General features: G+C 54.2%; 18 protein-coding genes. 14 read left to right on the forward strand and 4 right to left on the reverse strand.

Translation table 11 applies throughout. The features are described from left to right. Positions 1-13: 13 nt before the first annotated feature. The 6 genes from SH467x_RS06085 to SH467x_RS06110 all read left to right on the forward strand — a co-directional run bounded on the left by SH467x_RS06085 (position 14) and on the right by SH467x_RS06110 (position 5,164). On the forward strand, positions 14-1,105 hold the full coding sequence (locus SH467x_RS06085; RefSeq protein WP_482370389.1) for a type II secretion system F family protein: 1,092 nt from the start codon (positions 14-16) through the stop codon (positions 1,103-1,105). 13 nt (positions 1,106-1,118) lie between these two features. Next, entirely contained in the window at positions 1,119-1,541 is a 423-nt protein-coding gene (locus SH467x_RS06090) for a hypothetical protein (RefSeq protein ID WP_482370390.1), read from the forward strand. Then, positions 1,538-2,080 carry a hypothetical protein gene (locus SH467x_RS06095; protein WP_482370391.1) on the forward strand — a complete coding sequence of 181 codons (543 nt, stop codon included), beginning with the start codon at positions 1,538-1,540 and terminating at the stop codon, positions 2,078-2,080. The genes SH467x_RS06090 and SH467x_RS06095 overlap by 4 nt, the downstream gene beginning before the upstream one ends. Then, a complete protein-coding gene (locus SH467x_RS06100) occupies positions 2,070-2,621 on the forward strand; it encodes a hypothetical protein (protein ID WP_482370392.1) in 552 nt (183 codons plus the stop codon). Before SH467x_RS06095 ends, SH467x_RS06100 begins: the two co-directional genes overlap by 11 nt. A gap of 28 nt (positions 2,622-2,649) precedes the next feature. Continuing rightward, on the forward strand, positions 2,650-3,543 hold the full coding sequence (locus SH467x_RS06105; protein ID WP_482370393.1) for a DUF1559 family PulG-like putative transporter: 894 nt from the start codon (positions 2,650-2,652) through the stop codon (positions 3,541-3,543). Positions 3,544-3,733: 190 nt separating this feature from the next. Continuing rightward, the gene (locus SH467x_RS06110; RefSeq protein ID WP_482370394.1) at positions 3,734-5,164 is read left to right on the forward strand and encodes a hypothetical protein; all 1,431 of its coding nucleotides are present in this window, start codon (positions 3,734-3,736) and stop codon (positions 5,162-5,164) included. Positions 5,165-5,344: 180 nt separating this feature from the next. Here SH467x_RS06110 and SH467x_RS06115 read toward each other — a convergent pair whose 3' ends face one another. Next, the gene (locus tag SH467x_RS06115; RefSeq protein WP_482370395.1) at positions 5,345-6,217 is read right to left on the reverse strand and encodes an SDR family NAD(P)-dependent oxidoreductase; all 873 of its coding nucleotides are present in this window, start codon (positions 6,215-6,217) and stop codon (positions 5,345-5,347) included. Further along, on the reverse strand, positions 6,214-7,158 hold the full coding sequence (locus SH467x_RS06120) for a DNA integrity scanning protein DisA nucleotide-binding domain protein (protein ID WP_482370396.1): 945 nt from the start codon (positions 7,156-7,158) through the stop codon (positions 6,214-6,216). The genes SH467x_RS06115 and SH467x_RS06120 overlap by 4 nt, the downstream gene beginning before the upstream one ends. 255 nt (positions 7,159-7,413) lie before the next feature. Here SH467x_RS06120 and rpmB point away from each other — a divergent pair, with 255 nt between their 5' ends. The 3 genes from rpmB (at position 7,414) to SH467x_RS06135 (ending at position 9,265) form a co-directional block, all read left to right on the forward strand. Beyond that, positions 7,414-7,674, forward strand: a complete 261-nt coding sequence (gene rpmB, locus SH467x_RS06125; RefSeq protein WP_482370397.1) for a 50S ribosomal protein L28 — start codon at positions 7,414-7,416, stop codon at positions 7,672-7,674. Positions 7,675-7,993: 319 nt separating this feature from the next. Then, on the forward strand, positions 7,994-8,281 hold the full coding sequence (gene gatC / locus SH467x_RS06130; RefSeq protein WP_482370398.1) for an Asp-tRNA(Asn)/Glu-tRNA(Gln) amidotransferase subunit GatC: 288 nt from the start codon (positions 7,994-7,996) through the stop codon (positions 8,279-8,281). A gap of 87 nt (positions 8,282-8,368) precedes the next feature. After that, complete coding sequence (locus SH467x_RS06135; RefSeq protein WP_482370399.1) at positions 8,369-9,265, forward strand: hypothetical protein; 897 nt, start codon at positions 8,369-8,371, stop codon at positions 9,263-9,265. 29 nt (positions 9,266-9,294) lie between these two features. Here the strand turns inward: SH467x_RS06135 and SH467x_RS06140 are convergent, their stop codons facing one another. Both SH467x_RS06140 and SH467x_RS06145 read right to left on the reverse strand, forming a co-directional pair. Beyond that, positions 9,295-10,737 carry a DUF1501 domain-containing protein gene (locus SH467x_RS06140; RefSeq protein ID WP_482370400.1) on the reverse strand — a complete coding sequence of 481 codons (1,443 nt, stop codon included), beginning with the start codon at positions 10,735-10,737 and terminating at the stop codon, positions 9,295-9,297. Further along, a complete protein-coding gene (locus SH467x_RS06145; RefSeq protein ID WP_482370401.1) occupies positions 10,734-14,222 on the reverse strand; it encodes a DUF1553 domain-containing protein in 3,489 nt (1,162 codons plus the stop codon). The genes SH467x_RS06140 and SH467x_RS06145 overlap by 4 nt, the downstream gene beginning before the upstream one ends. 224 nt (positions 14,223-14,446) lie before the next feature. Here SH467x_RS06145 and SH467x_RS06150 point away from each other — a divergent pair, with 224 nt between their 5' ends. From SH467x_RS06150 to SH467x_RS06170, 5 genes are all read left to right on the forward strand, one after another. Next, on the forward strand, positions 14,447-15,436 hold the full coding sequence (locus SH467x_RS06150; protein WP_482370402.1) for an AAA family ATPase: 990 nt from the start codon (positions 14,447-14,449) through the stop codon (positions 15,434-15,436). Between the two features lie 8 nt (positions 15,437-15,444). Then, positions 15,445-16,329 carry a DUF58 domain-containing protein gene (locus SH467x_RS06155; protein WP_482370403.1) on the forward strand — a complete coding sequence of 295 codons (885 nt, stop codon included), beginning with the start codon at positions 15,445-15,447 and terminating at the stop codon, positions 16,327-16,329. Beyond that, positions 16,326-17,345: a hypothetical protein gene (locus SH467x_RS06160; protein WP_482370404.1), complete on the forward strand. Its 1,020-nt coding sequence runs from the start codon at positions 16,326-16,328 to the stop codon at positions 17,343-17,345. The genes SH467x_RS06155 and SH467x_RS06160 overlap by 4 nt, the downstream gene beginning before the upstream one ends. A gap of 215 nt (positions 17,346-17,560) precedes the next feature. Continuing rightward, on the forward strand, positions 17,561-18,424 hold the full coding sequence (locus SH467x_RS06165) for a VWA domain-containing protein (protein WP_482370405.1): 864 nt from the start codon (positions 17,561-17,563) through the stop codon (positions 18,422-18,424). Positions 18,425-18,451: 27 nt separating this feature from the next. Beyond that, positions 18,452-21,196, forward strand: coding sequence for a VWA domain-containing protein (locus SH467x_RS06170; protein ID WP_482370406.1), 2,745 nt, complete (start codon positions 18,452-18,454; stop codon positions 21,194-21,196).

The following is a 21,196-nucleotide window of genomic DNA, read 5'->3' on the forward strand; positions in this document are numbered from 1 at the left end:
GAGTAGCCATACGATGTCAGCAACTCAATCTTTTCGACTGGTTCATCGGCAGGGCGTTCCTTGGCGGTCCGTCTCATTCACCCATCGAGACGACTTCGAAGCGATACAGCTTGGTTTTTTGCAAGTCCTTCGAGCCGCCATCGTCACACATCGCCCGATGGCGCCGACCATGCGTGCGCTCGCAGAAGAGCTTCGAGGGGGAGCGCAGCGAGATGTTCGAAGGCTTGCTGGGCAACTTGAGGCGGGCGTTTCTCTCCCGAACGCATGCGAGCAGTTTCCTTCGTTGTTGGATGAAGAAACAATTCTCACGATTCGCATTGGATCTCATTCTGGTTTGCTGATCCCTGGACTGGACAAACTGATTGAAATGCAGCGAGACCGACTTCGGGGGAGAGCCAGTCGTCCGCGATTCGATCGGCTCTACTGGATCAGCATGACCATTGTGACGCTGATTTGTTGGAGCTTTTTGATGCTCCGGATCTATCCGACGCTGATCAAGATCTTTGACGAATTCGCGATGCAATTGCCGGCCAAAATTCAAATCGTCGGTTATCTATGGAACGCATTTGTCCGACTTTGGCCCTTGATACTCCTAGGGTTGGTATTCCTCAGCACGATTAGTATCGCGAAGCGTTGGGAACGCTGGCTATGGCGAAAATGGAGCCGCATATTTGGTGATGGATTCGGCCCTCAAATCCCGCCGATAACAATGGAATGGATTGCTTTAGCCCTGCGATTCGACAGGCCGCTGTCAACCATCCTATCCACTCTGGCGAAATACCACTTTCATCGGGAGACGAGAGGCCGATTGCTCGAAGCGCGAAACGATATCGAGTTGGGGACGCCTGCCTGGGAGGCACTAAGCGCTTCCAAAATGATTTCTCCTTCCGAATTCCAATTTCTGACGTCGCACGAGAAGGCCAATCTGCAAGCTTACTTTTTGGAATCGCAAGCGCGTCAGAGTCGTTCGCAGCAAGAGCGTTGGTCGGCGTTGAAGGTCCTGTTGTCCCATCCATTGTTAGCGATCGTGTTTGGGCTTTTTGTTGGCCTGATCTGCATCTCGTTCTTCGAACTCCTCGTGTCGCTCATCACAAGCCTTTCCTAAGGGGAAACGAGCCGTGCTCAACCCAAAAATGATTTCTCCCTTCAAGACCAAAATACGAGCAGGGATCGCCTCGATTGAGATCGTTGTCGCTTGCACGCTCCTCGTTGCAGTCATCGGTACATCGGCCGCTTTGATGGTTCGCATCCGAGCGATTGGGGTCGATGCTGAGTATCGATCGATCGCCTTGCAAGAAATCGCTAACGAATTGGAGTCTCGGCTGGCGCAGAACGCCGACGAGCTCTCCAAACTTCCTGTGGAGTGGAAACCTAGTGACTCCCTCCTGCATCGCTGGCCCGATTCCGTCCTCCGCTACAAAGAAATCCACGATGAGATTGGAATACGTGGGACCGTGACCTTTCTTCGAACGACCTCCCCAGCCAGCGAGCCGATCGAACTATCGGGATGGATCGCATTTAAACAAGGAGATGCACCTTGAGAAATAAACGACGCGGATCCATGTTGATTCAGCAATTGATCCTAATCGGTCTTTCGGGGGTGGTGACGTTGGTCGCCGTGCAACTTATTCACCGATCGCTATCTTTTGCGAACGGATTTCAAAGCCAATTCAACCTTGGTCGCTCCCACACGTTGTTGGTAAGGCAGTTTCGAGAGGACGCGCATCATGCCATCTCGATCTCCAGTCCGGATAGTGGTGTGCTCGTGATGAAGATTCTGGGGGGCAATGAAATCGCTTATCGGATCCAAGAGCTCTATCTCGAACGGAAGGAAATCGGCTTCGAGAGGGAGAGAGTGACAACGGAGCGATTTCATTTAGGTCCGCATACGGTGGCATCGTTCGATGCGAACCGTCAGAACGTTCGGCTTTCTTTGGTTCGGCACGCGCCCGACGACCGTGAGAAATTGCTACCGCACAAAACAATGATCGTCGAGGTTCCATGGTTGCTGGGCGATGACATGGATGCGACCGAGCCGTCGCGACCGGGTACAGAATCAGGAGTCCGCAATGAAGAATAGTTATTGGAAGCTGCATCGGGGAACCTTGCACACTCGTGGTAGACGCGGGATAGCCATCATCGTTGCCGTCGCAGCGCTCACTATTGTCACGGGAATGATCGTCCCCCTCGTCCCCCCTGCGCTGCGTGCGCGGAGGCAATGTGAGGTGGAAGAAGTGGCTCTGCAGGCGGAAATGCTTCGATATGCGGCACTTCAATTTGGAGTTCTACATTGGTCTGCGGAAGCGGAATCCGTGGAGAAGCGAGGGAGTATTCGACTTGATGAGAATGCAGCCACTTCGGGGGAGTGGAGTGTGAAAGTCGTCCGCTTGGACGAAACCGAGCGTTACCGAATGGAGATCGCGGCAATTGTTCATGCAGCGGGGGCGAATGAAAACGCGGCATCATCGATTGACCAAGTTAAATCGCGTTACGAGATCGAATTGGATCGCTCGGTCTTGGAGTCGCTGCAAGAGCGATTGGTGACAGAGCGTGAACAAAGGGGTCGGACTGGATCCCCTAGCAGTATCCGCATCGGTATCAACTCAATCAATAACAACTAACGGCACCTTTTAGTCCAGGAGACATTTTATGCGTATTTATGCCAGATCGAATTGGAAGCGGGGTTTCACACTTGTGGAACTGTTGGTGGTCATTGCAATCATCGGCATTCTCGTGGGACTTCTTTTGCCAGCCGTGCAGGCAGCCCGGGAGGCCGCACGTCGGATGCAATGCACGAACAACTTAGCGCAACTTGGGCTGGCGAGCCATAACTTTGAGTTCAACTACGGCACTCTTCCTGCGGGAGTTTCGAATCCGGATGGTCCCATTCGATACGAACCGCTTGGAAACCACACCAGCTGGACCGTCCAGCTCTTACCCTATTTGGAACAATCGGCTGCTTACAAATTGTTCAATCAAGAGTTAGGAGTCTACGCATCGGAAAACCTCCCGGTGCGCAATGCTGTGATCCCAACGTTCATTTGCCCATCGAGTCCTGACCAGTACATGCGACGCTCGGACGTAGAGGATGCAACGGTCCGGATCTCCAGCTACGTTGGGATCCACCATGCAACGGAATCGCCGATTGACAAGACAAACAACGGCGTTCTTTTTCTGAACAGTGTCATTCGATTCAACGAGATCACAGATGGCTTAACCAATACCTTCTTGGTCTCAGAGAAACGAGGGAGTGGCGACCGATTCGGTTGGACCTCGGGAACCCGCGATACACTTCGCAATACAAGCTCCATCAATGGTGCAAAGCTCGCTTTGTCGGAAGAGGAACTTAGTAAAAAGGAGAAGGAACCATTGCCGCTCGGCTCTCTCGAAGTCGGTGGATTGGGTAGCTACCACACGGGCGGAGTCAATGTGGTGATTTGCGATGGGGCGGTTCGTTTTGTGTCGCAATCCACCGATACAACAGTTCTGCAAAACTTAGGGAATCGAGCCGATGGACAACTGGTTTCCATGGGTGATTACTAGTCCATTTGGGGAGGAAACGAGGGTACTCAAGTCCCTATTCTCGATCGGTTCCCAGGGATTCGATGAAAAAGAGAGCACGAGAACGGACAAAACTCAAGCGGCTATCTAAGATGATGGGATTGGCGGTCTCGAAGATCGCGAAGGTCGAGATCCGTGATCGTTATCTAGAGAATGCAGAGATAGTTTGAGCATGAACCCAAAGAAGAACGCTACCTGGAATTCGGGTAAGGCATTGGTTATCGGTACGCTTTTGGCCACTTTACCAGGGGTAGCGGTAGCCGCCCCCCCTACGATGAAGCAGGTGATTCAATCCAGCCAGGGCCTCCCCAATGCGACCGTCTACATTGATGCAGAGTTGCTCAGATCGACCGCGGGGGATTCCTCCATCGCCTCCGAATTGTCTCCTCAGGTAAAGGAAGTGCGGATTGCCAGCGCCCTTGATTTCTCCACCTTGCAAGCGAAATGGGAAATCGGGTACGCCACTTTAAAGATGACTCCCCCGAACGAGACGATTGCATCTCTCTACAGTGGATACATCGACGAAGTTGCAGGAAAGAAAATCGTCTGGACCCCAAAACAGACATATTTGATTCCTTTGCCGGATGATGTCATGGCGATTGTGCGTCCAACAGACCGGAAGCTGGTCGGCCAATGGCTTCGCAAAGATCGACCCGTCAACCCGACGGGCGTGCTACTGGATTTTGCGGAACAGCCGACAGTGGATTGCGCACTGATGATCAGCATCGATGTCGCTGACGTGCTTTCGCCATCTGCTCTCGAAGAACGACTGTTCACTTTCGAATCGATAAGTGAAAAGGACCGAAAGTCTCTTTCCAAAGAGATTGCCAAATTGGTTGGTATCCAGATGGTTTTTGATGGTGATGCAAAGTTCACCGCGAAATTCCGTTTCGAAAATAGCCCGGTCAAGCTTTTTTCAGCGGCAAAGCCAATCCTCAAGGAGATACTTATTCGCAATGGGATTTTCTTCAAAGAGTTCGACCAATGGGAGATCTCCGTCGAAGGCAAGGACTTGATCGCCTCGGGCAAAATCGCGATGTCGGCGCTCGACGATCTTGTCGGCCTGTTTTCGGTGCATCGCATGGTTTCGAATGCATCTGGTAAGACTGTCGATGTGAAAGAAACGAGCAATAGCGACGTAGCGGAAATATCGAAGGCGTATCTCTCGAAAGTCACCAACATTGTTGCCCGTGTTCGAGATCATTCCGCGTCGAATACCGGAGAGCGAGCCCAATGGAACGGCAATATGGCAAGAAAGATCGACGAGCTACCCACTCTCAATGTCGACCCTGAACTGGTTTCGTTCGGCACCGAGGTGTCCAAGTGTCTTCGAAACAATATGGTTACCATGCAAATGGTGAACATCAAGACGGGTGCCGCATCGGTTGTGAACAACGCAGCGGGGGGCGCTCAAGCCTATGGATACGAAAACAGTTATGGTTACGGATACGGGTACTATTATGACCCCAATGCGTCCGCTAAATATTCGACGGTCAGTCAATCCGCGGGGAATGCCAATTTCAAGCAAACCATTGCCGTGCTTGAGCAGAGCCTTGCAGAAATGCGAAAGAAGATGACCGACAAGTACAAGATTCAGTTCTGAAACTTGATGAATGCGTTTTGGGGATTGCTTGCGCATTCAGACGTGTACGCCTACGGAGACTGTTAAACGAAGTGAACGCTTACGCTTACGGCTGACTGTGAAACGAGGTGAACGCGTAAGTGTTCTGCCGGAGGGATAGAAGCTTGTAGCCGGTGATGGAGCGCAAGCAACATCACTGGGTTATTTCGATGAAGCCGTGTCGGTGCAACGAGGCGCAATGAGCATGCTTTTCCATCCTCCGTTCACGGGAATGGTTTGGCCATTGACGAAGCGAAAAGCCGGGCTGCAAAGGGCGACGATCACTTCGGCTACATCGTCGGGTGTTCCCCAGCGAGCAAGTTGCGATTCACCGATGGCCCGGTCGCTCCAGCCACCTTCGGCTTGAGATCCCCACTCGGTTTGTATCCAGCCTGGGGATACACAGTTCACGCGGACGCGAGGGGCCAGGGTGAGGGCTAGGGACTTCGAAAAGGCTTCCACGGCCGCTTTGGTAGCGCAAAAGTACTGGCCACTGTCTCCTTCAAATCCCTTGGACGACTGATCCCAACCGATATGGATCATGGCCGGGGTAGAGGGTCTTTGTGTTTGGGTTGCCATCCGACTGCCGACCAGTCGACTGAGATGGATAGTCGCTTCGACATCCGTTTTCCAAAGTTGCTCCAGCTTTTGAGCAAACCCTTTCTCTCGGGCTTGTCCCGTGAGAACATCGGCGCCGGCGCAGTGAATCCAGGCATCGACATAGCCATGCCAAGCGAAGGCTGCATCGACGAACGCTCGCCGCGAGGGCTCGACGCATAGGTCCGCCATCACGACCTTGCAGTTCGACCTAGGTTGGCATTGAATCGTGCTGGCCGTTCGCTGGGCTCCCTGCCAATGCGAGCGGCCGTGAACAACAATCTGAGCCGATGTTTTGGAGAGCGCGATCGCCGTTGCTTGTCCGATACCTGACGAAGAGCCGGTAACGACGACGACAGAGGGGGCGTCGATCGGGTATTCACCCGGTGACAGGGGGCTGCCAAGCCCCTTCTGGCTGGGATTGGGGACGTCGCTCAATCGTCACCTTCGATAGCCGGCGATTCGTAGTTGAATTCTTGCCACTTCACCGCTTGGTCCATCGGTTCGATGCGTAGTACCAGCGCTCCGTTTTGGAAGACACGTACGGTCCCGCTTGATTGACTTACCACGATGGCAATTGCTTTTGTCCGTTGGGAGATAGCCGCACCAGCCCAATGGCGAGACCCAAGCCCTTTGGAGAGCTGCAGGTTTTCGTGTAGCACCTCAACGATTTGGCGAGAGCGTTCCACCACAGCGTCGGGGGAGACAACGAACGCGCCATCCATCTGTGCGATCTCTTTGATGTCTTCACGCACACGGGGATCGTGGAGGTTGCGGGATTTTCGGCTGTAACCCTTGAGCGGGTCGAATCCGCTGTCCTTGCAGTGTTGCAGCACTTTTCGCGTGTCGCCCACAATGAACATTGTCCCAACTTTATTTCCTTCTCGACCTTCTCGTCCGATAGCGACGGCAAGGTCGATCACGATTTTGAGATTGTTGAGAGGAACGGAGCTTTCAAGGCGTTGCAAGTCGCGGCTGGTAAAGCGGCGCATCCGTTCGTCGAGGCGGATGATAGAGATGGAATCGACTCGGTTGACTTCAAAGGCGCAGTAAACCGCGATCACGTCACAGTGGCTGGCGAGCAGTTCATCGGCGACGGCTTCGATGAGGGCATGTTGGAGTCGTTCGAGAAGCGGGGAGTCTTCTTTGTTCAGGACCAATGGGATCAGGCCGAATTTATCGGCACCTGCCAAGTCCTCTTCGCGATCGGTCGCGACTAAGACCCGTTTGATCTCCGTCGGGACCAGTTCCCGCAGGCGTTCCCAGTCGGTCGCGGCATCGAGTAGGAAAAGAATCGCGTCCGCCTTGACCGCACACGCCAAGTTGCCGGCAGCTTCCGTGACACTTGCAAATTCCCGTGTAAACTTTTGGAGGGTCATGCCAATCCTGGGGCGCAGAAGAAGATAAGTCCGTCGAAAGACCGCTCCGTGCGACCCCATCCGACCGGCCTACCAGTGTAATTTCCCAGCGTTTTTTCATCAATCGGGGCTAGGGCTTCCAAATTTGACATTGCCACCCGGGGCGACCTCGATATACTCCGCTTCCCCTGTGGATGGACCGATCCCTTTGCCGATAATGCTTTGGAACCCTCGGTTCGAACCTTTTTGTATTTTTCGCTGAATTTTAGGTGGATCATGTCCAAGGCCTGTGAGGTTTGCGGCAAGTCAGCTTCGGTTGGCAACCAAGTAGAAACACGCGGTAAAGCAAAGTACTTGGGCGGTGTCGGTACCAAGATCACCGGGATCACCAAGCGCCGCTTCACCCCCAACCTTCAAAACGTCAAGGCTTCGCTTCCGAGCGGGGAAGTTCGCAGTATGCGTGTATGCGTTCAGTGCATCCGCAGCGGCCGTATCCGCAAAGCGGTTCGCAATAAGCCCTTCTCGCTGCCTAGCTAAGTACCTCCGTCTGGGTTTGCCTCCATCTGGGTTTGCCTCCGTTTGGGGCTGATCTGACCAATCTGCGGCGTTCCGCTTCGCGTTTTGGCTCGAACGCCCCAGCCGTTGCCCTCACCTCGGGTCATGAATCCCAAGGCGTCAACTCTGGGGTAATTGCGAGTCCGGCAGTCACGTGACGACGAATAGCTGGCAAAGAATCGAATCAAAACCTGCTCCGCCGATGCGTTAGCAGGTTTTTTTATGGTGTTAGGTGGTATCGTGTATACTATCCAACCCGCAAACCCTCCCCATCTGGGCAAGATTCGAAGCAAGGTGACAGATGTCTCTCACAATCGATGATGTACGCCGAGTCGCCAATCTGGCACGTCTGGAATTCAACGAAGCCGAATTGGCTGAAATCACGGAACAACTTTCCAAAGTCGTCACCTTGGTGGACGAGCTCGCTGCCGCAAATACCGATGGCGTCGATCCCATGGTCCACGCGATCGAGCTAGCGAATATCCTCGCTGTGGATAGCCCGAGGCCCTCGGTGACGCGAGCCGAAGCGCTTCAGAATGCCCCTTCCGCCGACGAAGAATGTTTCCGCGTTCCGGCAGTTTTGGGGTGATTTGTGTGGTCGATTAGGGCGTTTCTCAATACAGACACTCCCGTTTTAGCCAAACTTTGGGGGCTGCATCACGCCTCCATCCACTCGATGGCAGCATGTCCCGTTCACATTTGGGACACTTGCGTCCTCTCGAAGCCCTTTTTCAAGGCGGATGAGCTCATCCTCGCCATCGACCCTTTGAACAATCCGGTCGGATTCGCGCACTTTGGATTTGTTGGCAATCGTGATCTTCAAGGCCAAAGCCGCGATCATGCGGCCATACATCGTATCTGCGTTTCGCCGGGGCCGGGCGAGGACGCAATCGCTGCCAAATTATTGTCTCACGCCGATTCTCAACTGCAATTGCTCGGTGCAAAGAGTTGTTCGGCGCTCGGCGGAGGAGATCGAAGCGGGTTCTATCTGGGCATTGCCGACGGCGATAACTTGATGGGACTGTTTGCCAACGACTTCAAAACGCAGCGATGGCTCACGGACGCGGGATTCATTCCCGTTCGTCCGACCGAGTGTTGGGAGCTGGACCTTTCCGTGTTCCGGCCCCCGATGGACCGTATGCAAATCCAAGCGCGCAGAACGTGCACCATCGGTCGCATGCTCGACGAGGACTACGACCACTGGTGGACCAGCTCCGTGCTGGGGCATTGCGAGCAGACCCGTTTTCACTTGATGATCAAATCCCCACCCGCATTGGCTGGTATCGTTTCGTACTGGTACCCGGACCCAAGTATCGTCGGCTTGGATTCTAGCGTGGTGCGCATGGTCCTCTCGGACCTTCCAGAAACCGATGAAGCGCAAGAGCAATACACCTATTTACTTGCCGAGTCGCTGCGCCAACTCCAGCAAGAACGAAAACGAATCGTGCGGATCGTTGCCTCCGCCGATCAACAACGGATTGTGACACTACTCCATCGTCTTGGTTTTCGATCAATGGAGCACGGATTGTTGTTTGAGAAATCCTATGCGACTGGCGTTTCTGCGTTCGGATAACGTGGCGAATGCTGCTGAATTGGACAAGATCATACGAGCAAGGCTTGCACTACGTTGCCATGGACATCGGTGAGCCGATAGTCGCGTCCCTGAAATCGATAAGTTAGCTTGGTGTGATCGAATCCAAGCAGATGGAGCCAGGTGGCTTGCATGTCGTGAACATGAACTGGGTTTTCAATGACGCCGAAGCCAAGCTCATCCGTCGCGCCGTATTCAAAGCCACCTTTGGTACCGCCGCCCGCCATGAACATGGTAAAACAGTCAGGATAGTGATCGCGGCCTAGGATATCCCCCTTCGCCGTTCTCCCCTCGCGAAATGGCGTGCGGCCAAACTCGCCACCCCAAATGATCAACGTCTCATCGAGAAGGCCTCGCTGTTTGAGGTCGCGAATCAAGGCGGCAACGGGACGGTCCATCGTCTCGCATTTCTTCGTCAAACCGTCTCGAATATCCTCCGCAGGGCCAGTCCCGTGAAAGTCCCAACCCCAGTCGAACAACTGGACGTAACGAACACCCGATTCGACCAGCCGCCGCGCGAGCAAGCAATTGTTGGCCAAACTGGATCCACCTACCTTCGCTCCGTAATCATCGAGCGTCGATTGCGTCTCGCGAGAGATGTCCATGACTTCAGGGACGCTAGTCTGCATACGAAACGCCAGTTCGTACTGTGAAATCCGGGTTTGTGTTTCCGGGTGCCCCATCTCCTCCATTTGGATTTGATTCAGCTGATTCAATGCGTCGAGCGTTTTCCGGCGAAGCGCACGACTCATCCCGGCGGGATCGGACGCGAACAACACTGGATCTCCCTGCGATCGACATTGAACGCCCTGATAGACGCTCGGCAAGAAACCACTGCCGAACGAGCTTTTTCCACCATTGGGCTGCACACCGCTACTGATCAACACCACAAAGGCAGGCAGATTTTCGTTCTCGCTCCCCAATCCGTAGGTAACCCAGGAGCCAAACGATGGTCGTCCACTGCGCGGTGACCCCGTGTAGACCAATAGTTCCGCGGGGGCATGATTGAATTGATCCGTATGCATGCTGTGCACCATGCACAATTCATCCGCGACCCCCTGCAGATGCGGTAAGCAATCGCTGAGGAGCAGCCCGCTCTTTCCGGATGGAACAAATTTGTGCCTTGTTCCTAAGAGCTTCGGCGTCCCTTTGGTGAACGCAAACTCCTTTCCTGCCAAGACCGACTCAGGTGCATCCTGCCCATCCAGTTCGATCAATTTGGGTTTGTAGTCGAACAAATCCAAGTTCGGAGGTGAACCCGTCATGTGCAGGTAAATTACATGTTTAGCTTTCGCCGGAAAATGGGGCGGACGAAAGGGAGCGTTCGTCGAATCTCCAGACGCTTGATTCCCTAAGAGCCCCTGCAACGCAACGGCTCCTATTCCACCGGAGGCCGCTCCGAGGAAATAACGCCGAGTCTGTTGAGATAGTGGGTGATGAAAGGGTGAGGTCATGGCTTCATCAAAAATTCGTCAAGGTTCAAAACGACATTGCACAGGGCAGTCCAAGCACCGAGTTCACTGGGGGATGCCCCTTCCGGGAGAGCCCCTAACGGCTCGGTAGCGAGCTTCGTCGCCAACTCCGGTGCAGACTCCAGTTCCGACATTGCTTCTTCCCAAAGGGTACGCAGTGTTGCAACCTCCGTATCACGAGGCCTTCTCGCCAACGTCCATTCGAAGATCTTTTCCACACGACTCTCAAATGACTTACCGCCTCCATCAACCAACACCGCGCGTCTTGCCAATCCCTGCGCTGCCTCTACAAACACGGGATCGTTAAGTGTCACCAGCGCTTGCAACGGAGTGTTCGTGCGATCCCGCTTCAACACACAAACCTCTCGGTTTGGTGCATCGAAGGTCGCCATAGAGGGATAGGGATTCGAGCGGCGCCACTGTGTGTACAACGCTCTTCGATAGCGGTTCTCCCCTTTGCTCGTCTCCCAGTCCGTTTTGCTACCGAATGCAGCATTCAGTCCCATACTTGGCTGCATCGGTCGGACAGGAGGACCAAACATGCGATGGGACAACAGTCCAGCAGCTTCGAGGGCCATGTCGCGAATCTGCTCGGCGCTAGCGCGGAACCGTGGCCCTCGTGAAAACAGCACATTCTCTGGATCTTGCTCGAATCGCTCCGCAGAAACCGAGGATGTCTGCTGATACGTCTGGGACAGAACAAGGTATCGGAGAAATTTCTTGGTGTCCCATTCCAATCGAATCAATTCGGTCGCCAAATGGTCCAGCAATTCCGGATGGCTAGGCAAATCTCCTTGCGAACCAAATTCTTCGCTGGTTCGGACAATGCCCGTTCCAAACAGATACTCCCAATAACGATTCGCGATCACGCGGGGTGTGAGCGGATTGTCCGATTGCACCAGCCACTTCGCTAATTCCAGTCGGGTCAAACCCGTTGGTTTGCTCTCCTTCGATTTGGCATACGAATGAAATGCAACGGGCAATCCTGGTTCGACCTGCTCGCCGTGAACACGGTAATTACCACGCAACTGGACATGCGTTTCACGCCGCTTCTCGGTGTCCAACTCTTTCATTACCGGGACCGTGGTTTCTGGATTGGTTTCGGCAAGCTTTTGTTCTATCGCAGCCAATTCCGTTCGCAGTGCCTCTCGCTCCGGCGCAATCGCGCGAACATAATAGCGATGCAGGAAAACCTCTTCCTCGCTACTCCTGTCGGCACGGGGTTTCTGAACAATGGAGTGCACCTTGGCAGGCAATTTCAGCCAATCCAGCAATCGCGGGTCATTGCTGGTCAAAACACCCATGAAGCCGGATGCGGATTGCTTTTTCGAGGACTGGATCTGCAACCGAAGCGTCAATGTTGCAGGATAGGTCAACGACTCCGATGTCGAGGCAAATTTGCTCGAATCGATTGCCAATACCAATCGGTTTGCTTCCAGCTCCTCTCTCCCGACGGTCCAACCGGTTTGGGGTTTGCCATCGATCGCTTTCGCTCCCTCGACACTTCCAATCTCCCCAGCGGAGCTAGCGAAGGACCAGGGAATCACGACCGAAGGAACGATTTGGAACTCGTAGGAAGGGGCTCCTTTTTCGATGCGGAACTCGCTGATCAATTCTCGGTCGGCTCCAAGAACGCGAACGATCGCGCCGCTCAATCGTTCCTCCAATTTGTTGTCGGTGCGATTCCAGATACGGATCTGATCCAAGGGCTGTTGCTCTGCGAGTTCGATTTCCCACCAGGGCGACGACGACTTTTCAGTGTGGGTCACTGAGTTCTTGTTATAGTCTCCCTCGGTTTTGCCATCGATGGCCCGCGAAGCGACTCCGCCAAATCCTTCGCTCGACTGCGTCGCCTTTCCCTGGGGGGCAACATTGTCGGATCCGCAGAATATCTGTACCTCTGCAAGCGATAGGATTTTGTCCTCGCCCGGCAATTCGATGCGAATAAAGCGCGCGGGTAGCGACGACGATTGGAGCGATCGCAATGTTCCGCTGACTTCATGGATCTTGAGACCCTCTAACTCTCGACTATTCAATGCGATGCCATGGAGCTGTTGGAGATCATTCAGGCTCGCGATCGTCCATTCCATTTCGAGCGAGTTTGCCTGAGAAGCTGGCTTCACCTCAAAAAAACCGTCTTCTTGTCGTAGATCTCCTGGTGCCTGATCTTGCGTTATGCGGGTGGGGTGAACCTGGCCCCAAGCGATAGGATCTGCAAGAAGTGCTTCCCAATTGCGCTGTGCATCCGCCCATAAAGGTTCAGGTGCGTCCAACTCGCGATGCAACGACTCCATCCGCTTTTTCCAACTTTCGATTTGTTGGCGCTGTTCAGGCGTGAACCATGCGAGAGTGGGGCTTTCGTCGGTTCGGTCGGCGTCTTGCGATTGATTGAAGATCGCGAAGACCTCGAAGTATTCTTTTTGCGAGATAGGATCGTATTTGTGACTGTGGCATTGGGCGCAGGCCATCGTAATCCCCATCCACACTGACATGGTCGTGTTGACCCGATCGACGACGGCGACGTTTCGAAACTCCTCGTCATTCGTGCCACCTTCATTGTTGGTCAAGGTGTTTCGATGAAAGGCTGTCGCGACGAGTTGATCCTCGGTGGGGTTTTCGATCAAGTCGCCAGCCAATTGTTCGATGGTGAATTGATCAAAAGGCATCCCGCGATTGAAAGCACGGATCACCCAGTCTCGATAACCCCAAATGGTTCGCTGCGGGTCATCGGCGTAGCCTGCCGAGTCCGCGTACCTCGCTAAATCGAGCCATTTGCGTCCCCAATGCTCGCCATACGCGGGAGATGCGAGTAGCGCATCGATTCGTTTCTCGATTGCATCGGGCTCGTTGTCGGCCAAGAACTCATCGAGTTCTTCCAGGCTAGGTGGAAGGCCGATCAAGTCCAGGTAGATGCGGCGGAGTAGAACCGCGCGATCCGCTTGGGCAGAAGGGGACCATTGGCGCTCCAACAGTGGTTTCAGCACGTAAGAGTCGATCGGCGATATTGGCCAATCTCGCCACTCGTTCGGTGCATCTCGCAGATGAGGAGGTTCGGTCTCCTGTACTTGGTCAAAGGACCAATGTTTCTCGTAGTTCGCGCCCGCATCGATCCATGCTTGCAATGCGGCGACTTCCGCGTCCGTCAGTGCAGCACCGAACTCCGGAGGGGGCATCCTCTCGCTCGGGTCTTGGCTCATGACCCTTCGGATCATTTCCGATTCGGATCCCTTCCCAGGAATGATTGCTGGCGAGCCAGAGTCGGCTGGACTCGTCGCATTTGCGAGGGAATCCAGGCGCAGGCCCGACTCAATCTTCTCCTCGTCCGGGCCATGGCAAGCGAAGCAGCGATTGGAAAGTATGGGCCGGACCTCTCGTTTGAAGTCGACGGATGGCTCCGCTGCAGGAGAATACTCACGTAGCAAGCAATTCGAAAACCAAAACGCAAGGAGTGCGTACCGAATCATCATGGTGACGGAAGGCGGGGTTGGATGAGGGCAAACGGGCCTTTTCATTTTATCCCACGGCGATGATTCGGTTCCAGGCAATGAACCAAATGTTGCCAAATTCCTTCCGGTTCCCTCCCTATGGGTTGCGACTAAACATCCGTGTTTTCTCGCAAATCCAAAAACCTAGTGCTGTTCAGTCCGGCACTCGAAGGTAAAGTACGACCGCGTCCCCAACCCCAACCACTATGACTGTCGATATCCAACGCATTCGAGATACGATCATCCCATTTAGCGAGGACTTGGAACGGGTACGCTCCGAGGTCCGTAAAGCGCTAGTGGGGCAGGACGCCATGCTTTCCCGATTGCTCATCGCCTTGCTCACCGGCGGTCATGTGCTGCTCGAGGGATTGCCAGGGCTTGCAAAGACGACCGCGATCAAGGCATTGGCAGGTGCCATCCATTGTGAATTCCAACGCATCCAATTCACTCCGGATCTCCTCCCCGCTGACTTGATCGGGACGATGATCTACAACCCCAAAGAGGGGACGTTTGGAACTCGCAAAGGACCGATTTTCGCGAATCTCATACTCGCGGATGAAATCAACAGGGCTCCCTCCAAAGTGCAATCTGCCTTGCTCGAAGCGATGCAAGAGCGACAGGTAACCATCGGCGATACGACCTACCCCCTCGAAGAGCCCTTTCTGGTCCTCGCTACGCAGAACCCGATCGAGCAGGAGGGGACCTATCCACTGCCGGAGGCTCAAGTCGATCGATTCATGCTCAAGGTCGTGGTGGGCTATCCAACTAAAGAAGACGAACGGAAAGTAATCCAAGCAGCCATGGATGCCTCACAACCTCGCGTCCTCCCGGTTCTCGAGCCAAGTCGTTTGCTAGAGATGAAATCCGCTGTCCATCTCGTCTATTTGAATGACAAGATCCAGGACTATGTGTTGGACTTGGTAGCCGCGACACGCGAACCAGAGAAGTTCAAGCTTCCCAAATTAAAAGCATTGATTCAGTGCGGAGCTTCCCCCCGCGCGTCGATCAGTCTCTGTGTCGCCGCGCGCGCCAACGCATTCTTGGCAGGACGCCCATTCGTCACACCGCAAGACGTGAAAGAGATCGCGCTCGAAGTCATGCGGCACCGCATTTTATTGACATACGAAGCGGAAGCGGAAGAGATGTCGGCCGACGACATCGTTCGCCAAGTCCTCGACGCAGTCCCCGTTCCCTGAGAGCCATCATGGCAGCACGCGAACTCGACGACATCCTGCGAGAAGTTCGCCGCGTGCAAATCCAAGCGCGACGGCAAGTCAACGATCTATTGTCCGGCGAGTATGCCAGCGCGTTCAAAGGCCGGGGAATGGAGTTCGAGTCGGTCCGGGAGTATGTTCCCGGAGACGATATTCGAACCATCGATTGGAATGTGACCGCCCGTTCGAGCACCCCCTTCATCAAAACCTTTCGCGAGGAACGAGAGTCGACGATCGTTCTCGCCGTCGATATTTCCGCGTCGGGTGCCTTCGGAACCTTCGCAAGGTCCAAGCTGGATCTTGCCATCGAAGTCGCCGCGGTGTTGATGTTCACCGCGATTCGAAATAATGACAAAGTCGGATTGCTCCTTTTCGCCGATGAGATCGTTCGGTACGTTCCCCCTCGAAAGGGACGCGGGAGCGTGCTTCGGCTCATCCGTGAACTCCTCACCGTTGAACCTGTCCAACGGACGACGGACATTGGTCGAGCGTTGCAATATCTCGGACGGGTGCACCATCGGCGTTGTATTCTATTCGTCTTGAGCGACTTCATCAGCCAGGAATTTTCTCGCGATCTCGCCATCGCCAACCAACGGCATGATTGCATCGCGTTCCTGTTGCGAGACCCGCGAGAAGAATCGCTCCCCAATGTGGGTTGGGTCGCCTTCCAAGACGCCGAGACGGGCGAAATCGTTGAGATGGATTCATCCAGCTCCTCGGTGCGAAAATGGTATGAAGCACAGTGCAAGGAGCGAGATGAACGACTGTTCGAGATGTTGCGGCGCGCCCAAGTCGAAAGCTTGACGCTCCGCACCGATCGCCCTTACTCCCATGACTTGCAACGATTCTTTCTCGCGAGGGAGCGTGCACGTTGATGAACCCAGTCTATCTGCGCATCCTGTTTTTTATCCTGATGCCTCTCTGCGTCTGCAGTTCCAATCCTTCCTATGCACAGCAAACGAATGCGTTGGATACCAGCGATGTTGCCAGCGATGTTGCAAGCCAGCCCGGCTGGAGTATCCGAGTGAAGGTGTCCCCGAGCGAACCCAGCCTGGTGGATAGGCTTTCACTGCAGTTCATTGTCGAGGCCGATCCGGGCCTAGAACTTGGTGAACCGGAACTACTCGTTGCACCAGAAGACTTTTCCATCCATCAGGACTTGGAATCCACAGAATGGAGCGATGGTAAGACACGTGTCTTTCGGGCAATCGTGACTCCGAACAAACCAGGGAAGGTGAGCTTGCCTCGATTGGCGATCCCCTTCGTCAAGAGGGAACGATCCAGTAACGAGCAATCGGGCACCGAACGAGGGATCATGGCAAGCCCCTTGATCGACATAGAAATCGTTGGCGATCCCAAAGCCAACGATCTCAACGCAATTCGAGGAGCGGATTTAGAAGGTCCCGCCGAAGAGGGGCATTCCAGATGGACGTGGCTCGTCGCGTTCGGGGCGATAGCGATAGCACTCCTCGCGTCGATAGCATGGTTATCCGTTTCTATCTGGAGGCGATATCACAAGAAGGAAGAGTTGCCGGAGAGATATGCAAGACGCATGTTGGAAGATCTTTTGTCGGAGAAACTACTCGAACATGATCGATTTCAAGATTTTTACATTCGATTGACCGGAATCGTCAGGCAATTCATTGAAAAGAAAACAGGGCTGCATGCGCCGGAGCTAACGACGGAAGAGTTTTGGATCGCAACCCGACAAACACCTTACCTTTCGGGTGAATGGAGCCAGTCCCTCCATGCTTTCTTATCCTCTGCGGACCTCGTGAAGTTTGGCGGTCAAAGACCGGATCCTGACGCGATCGCGACCGCTGTCCGAACAGCCCGGGATGTGATCGACCGCTTCGCAATAGGCGGGAAAGAGGGAGGAGGAAACGCTTGATGTTTGACTCCTTTCGGTTCCTGCATTGGGGATGGCTGTTCGCGATCCCGTTCGTTTGGCTCGGAATTTGGCATTTCCAGAAACGAAGACATCGCCCCGTTGTCCTTTTTTCAGCGGTAAGTGGTTTACAGCGCCCTCCACGCTCGGCATGGACTTGGGTGCAGAGGTTGGTTCCGTTCATGGAGGGTGTGGCGCTTAGTTGCCTTTTGATTGGAATGGCACGCCCTCAATGGGGGGAAAGCGAATCTCGAGTGAGCGGAGAGGGGATTGCGATCGAGCTTATTCTCGACATCTCCGGTTCGATGGAGGCGATCGACTTTGAGTTGGACGAAAGGCAAGTCAATCGTCTTGCCGCGGTCAAACACGTGGTGAAGGCGTTTGTTCAAGGTGACAAGGGGTTGGGATTGCGAGGGAGACCCAACGATCCAATCGGCGTCGTCGCCTTCGGAGGTTTTGCTGAAAGCCGTTGCCCCCTCACGTTGGATCACCGGGCGATGGTAAGCGTTGTCGATTCACTCCAGATTCCTCGACCCATCCGTGATGCGCGTGGGCGAATTCTGAACGAGCAAAGTTTGGAGGAAGAATTGGCGACCGCGATCGGGGACGGCTTGGCGCTCGGCATAGATCGACTCAAAAACGCTCGATCAAAAAGCCGCATCGCCGTTCTACTTACCGATGGAGATAGCAACGCAGGAGCCATCGATCCTCGCGACGCCATGAAATTGGCGAAACAGCTTGGGATCAAAGTCTACACCATCGGGATTGGTCAAAACGGAGTGGTACCGGTCCCACGCGAGGACGAGTTTGGGACCCGGATGCTTGTTCCTGCACGCTTTTCGATGGATGAGACATTGCTGAAAGAGATCGCAGCGGAAACGGGGGGCAGTTACTTTCACGCGTCGGATACCCAAGGCTTGGCGGATGTCTATTCTCAAATCGATCAGTTGGAAAAGAGCGAAGTGGAGGAAATGCAGTTCGCTCGTTACACAGAGGCCTATTCGTGGGTGGTGCTCCCCGGAATCATTCTATTGTGGTTGTCATATGGTTTGAAACGCACAAGGCTTCAATGGCTCGCATAAAACCAAATCGCGGCAGGAGGTAATTCGATGGAATGGCGCAACCCTATTTATTGGACTGCAGGTTGGATCGCCGCGTTGGTTTGGCTGGCGTTGGTCTGGTGGAGTGTTGTTCGCAGTGATCGAAAGAGAGAGCGATTCGCCCCCGGTCCAATGCAATCGCAAATCCTTTCGCCCCGCAACTATTGGGGGGCATGGTCGAGCGGTCTGTTGCACGCGATCGCTATTCTTTTGGCATTCCTTTCACTCGCAGGTCCTCAATTCGGCGAGTCGGAGCAAAGGGTCGAGAGTCGGAGCAACGACCTCTACGTTCTCCTCGACGTATCGCGTTCGATGACCGCAACCGATGTGCTGCCATCCCGTCTGGATCGCGCTAAAGCAGATATTGCGAGTCTTGTGAATCAATTGCAGGGAGAGAGGATCGGATTGATCGCCTTTGCCGGTCAAGCCGTCATTCAATCCCCACTCACCGTCGACTACGAAAATTTCAAACGCATCCTTGCCAGCGTCGATCCCTTTACCGCGCCGCGAGGTGGGACAGCTATCGGAGATGCCATTCGCAAAAGCACCGAAATCCTTGCCCAAACTACGTCGGGAAGAAGATCGATTCTCTTGGTTTCCGATGGAGGAGATTTGGAATCGAGTCCGGTAGAAGCGGCCGAGTTCGCAGCCCAGGAAAACATCCCGATCTACGCGATAGGGCTCGGAGATTCCAAACGAGGAGCCCGCATTCCTGCTGGGGATACAGGCGGTTTCATCGAATACAAAGGGGAACCGGTTTGGAGCAAACTCGAGCCCGCATTGCTCGAAGATATCGCTGAGAGGACGAAGGGAAGATTCTTTCCAGTGGAGACCCGTTCGATGGATATGGCCGCTTTCCACAGCGAGTTTCTATCCGACAACGGCATTGGCTCAGGAGAAACACAATCCGAAGTGGTCAAAGCGGAGCAGTACCAGTGGTTTCTGGGTGCCTCCCTCGGATGCCTTCTACTGGTACCGTTTCTGTCCCAACGCAATCCCTTTCCTTTACGTCGTCCAAATTCTATCAGCTCACTGAGGCACGTGGCTTCGGTGCTCGCACTGGTTTGTTTCCTTCCGTCGACGTCGGCTCTTTTGTTTGCCGATGGCGGAGCGACCGTCGCACCGAACGAGGCATTCGAGCGAGCTTACATGGAACAGACGAAGGGTAATTTGGAGGAAGCGATTGAATGGTATGAGCAAGCGTCGCGTTCGAGCGATCCCCGTCTCGTGTCTGCGGTCCAGTTCAATCTTGGGAAGCTTTATCTGAATCAGATTCCTCCTGGGCTCAAGCCTGGCGAGACCCCGATCGCCGATAAAGAGCGTCAACGCCTGGAGAACTTGGCGACCTTAGCTATCGACTCCTTTTCGAATAGCCTCGAGCTTGCACCAGGAAAGCAATCTGCGAGACAGGCGTTGCTCGCGACGAAGCAATGGTTTGCGAAGGCAAAGGATGCTTGGCGATTGGAGGATCTGCAGGCTAAGGTTGCGAAATCGGGGGGATTTGCTGCGGTCCAAGAGCTCGCAAAATCTCAAATCGAATTGCTTCATAAAACGCAACAGGCTCGGGAAAGCTTTCAGCCGGCTACCTACGCTGAATTAGAGAGAAGACAACGCGGATTGATCGATGAATTGACCATCGTTCAGCAGCAGTTTCAGATGGAACTCGAAAGAGATGAACAAGGCGATGCGCCGAACAGTAATCTCGAAGGAGTGAAACAAACCTTGGAGATTATTGATGGCTTCTTCGCCGAAGCTCGCAATGCCATGGTCCAGTCGAACGAGGCGTTGAATTCCTTTTCGGCTGAAAAGGCTGAACAAGAGGAGTTGCGGGGGATTCAATCCTTGGAAAGCCTTTGGAACTGGCTCGCCCCTTACGAAGCCTTGCTCGAACGATCCATCCAGGAACAAGAGGGACTTGTTCAAGAATTCGAGACATCCGATACAATCTCCGGCGACTTGCTTCGCGAAAGATGGTTACAACGCCAGACTTGGAACCGGAAACGCACGGCGCTTTTGGCAGAGAAGGCATCGCAGTCTCTCGCGGCCCAAAAACCATCGGACCAGGCCGAAGCGACTGTCGACAATACCAGCTATTTGGAGAAAGCGGTTTCCGTCGGCCCCCAAGCGACCGAGGCGATGCGGGCGGCTTTGAATCATGTATTGTCTCGAGAAGCGCGCAATGGAAGGGAACAGGCAGAGGAGGCATTGCGGCTGTTGAAGGAACTTGTACCGCCACAGGATCCATCCTCGTCCGACGACGGCGATTCGAAGAATAAAGACTCGAAGGAAGATGAGGACTCCTCCAAAAAGGAAGACTCCTCATCGAAGAGCGATTCCTCCGACGATCGCCAATCGTCCAAGAAGGAGGAGCCCTCGTCGAAGGACAATCCATCGCAAAACCAGAGTGAGAATTCGCAAGACAGAGAAGAGAAAGGCAAGAAGGACGGGGAACAGAAGCAGGATCCTGCACCTGGGGACAAGCCAGATGCAGAGAAGAAGAAGGAAGATAAGGAACAGGAAGCTGCAGACTCAAAACAGGAACCAACCCAAAGCAAACCCGATGAGAAGCGTGGAGAAGCAGCTAGCTCGACAGAAGGAGGTGCTTCCGCGGAGGGAGAACCATGGATGATCAGCCCGGAACGCCTTGAAGAACTCCTTCGCAAAGTGCGCGAAAGGGAAGTCGAGAAGCGAGTCCGAGACAAGCGTTGGAGAGAACGGATTTACGGACGAAAACCAGTTGAAAAGGATTGGTAG

This window comes from Brakhagea slesvicensis, assembly GCF_052161625.1.
Lineage (GTDB): Bacteria > Planctomycetota > Planctomycetia > Pirellulales > Pirellulaceae > JBKCUI01.